This window comes from Phocaeicola sp. RTP21198st1_B8_RTP21198_201120, from assembly GCF_040929485.1.
In the GTDB taxonomy this organism is placed as follows: domain Bacteria; phylum Bacteroidota; class Bacteroidia; order Bacteroidales; family Bacteroidaceae; genus Phocaeicola; species Phocaeicola dorei.
On the sequence record NZ_JBCOCI010000209.1, the window covers coordinates 979 to 2,242 of the forward strand.

The following is a 1,264-nucleotide window of genomic DNA, read 5'->3' on the forward strand; positions in this document are numbered from 1 at the left end:
CTTTTACAGTCATCTGCCGGTCTGTCTCTTCCAAATGAAGATGGATTCTTTCATCGGAAGCTGTCAACTCTTTTAATATATCAGCCAGAATAATCTCTTCAATATTGTTTTTCAGGAGTTCTTCTTCTTGTCGTGAAAGAAAAAGAAGATGCCGGATCAGGCTGGATAACCGTTTGCTTTCCGAAGAAATTCGTTGGAGGGATTCAATGTATTCTCCCGTGCTTCTTTCTTTCAGCAGACTGATTTCACATTCTCCCTGAATGGCAGTAATCGGATTGTTCAACTCATGTGAAGCGTGACTGACAAAGGATTTTTCTGCCTTGAATGCACTGTCCAAACGGTCGAGCATACTATTTAATGTCTTTATCATGTCCTCCAGTTCGTCATTATTGCCAGTAGTCTTTAATCGGCGGTTCAGACTGTTGGCGCGTATTCTTTTCAATTCCTTTAGTATGTGTTGCAGGGGAACCAGAATACGGCCGGAATATATTTTTCCGATAAAAAAGATCAGGACGGAACTGGCTAAGATGAGAAATATGGAAAGCAACAATAAGTGTTCCTTGATTTCTGTTCCGTAGGCATTCCGGGACATGACGAGTACGATAAAGTTGCCTTCATTATCCGGATAATAAAGGGCGGCTCCCAGTTGATCCTTATATTTGAAGGAGAAAGGGATGCTGTCCTGTCCTGCCAGCAGAAGAGCCTGCTGGTGTTGCGTGAGGTATTTATTCAGCGTATCACGCACTTCGGAGAGACTGTCCATATTTAAAAGAATCTCATGGGCTTCGGGCAGGAGTTCGTCATATTTGCGTTGGATAATCTGGTAGCTCTGTTCGTCTACTTCATCTTTTTCCCAATGCTTCTGTGCGGTCAGGTAGGCTTTTTCACGCAGGTAAGAAGCATAAAGTTTATTGATGTACTGCGTACTGAAAATATAGAATACAGCAATGATGATGACAGTGGTCAGTACACTGATTAATGTATAGAAGAGAGCTATTTTAGAACCTATTTTCATAGCCGGTGTGCTTGGGAGTTTAAGTATTCATGATATATCCTAGTCCTACGACTGTATGAATCAGCTTTTTATCAAAGTCACGGTCAATCTTTACCCGGAGATAGTTTACGTAAACATCTACGATATTGGTATTGGTATCAAAATTCTTGTCCCATACATCTTTGAGCAGGGTAATACGTGAGAGGGCAACCCCTTGATGAGTCATGAAATATTCGAGCAGGCGGTATTCTTTAACGGTAAGGTCGATGT

2 protein-coding genes are annotated in these 1,264 nt (G+C 41.6%); both read right to left on the reverse strand.

Going from position 1 to position 1,264, the window contains the following annotated elements:
- Positions 1-1,015, reverse strand: a 1,015-nt coding sequence (locus tag AB5935_RS24575) for a sensor histidine kinase (RefSeq protein WP_368327710.1), incomplete at its 3' end; no start/stop codon positions are given.
- A gap of 19 nt (positions 1,016-1,034) precedes the next feature.
- A partial coding sequence (locus AB5935_RS24580) for a winged helix-turn-helix domain-containing protein (RefSeq protein ID WP_368327711.1) occupies positions 1,035-1,264 on the reverse strand: 230 nt, incomplete at its 5' end.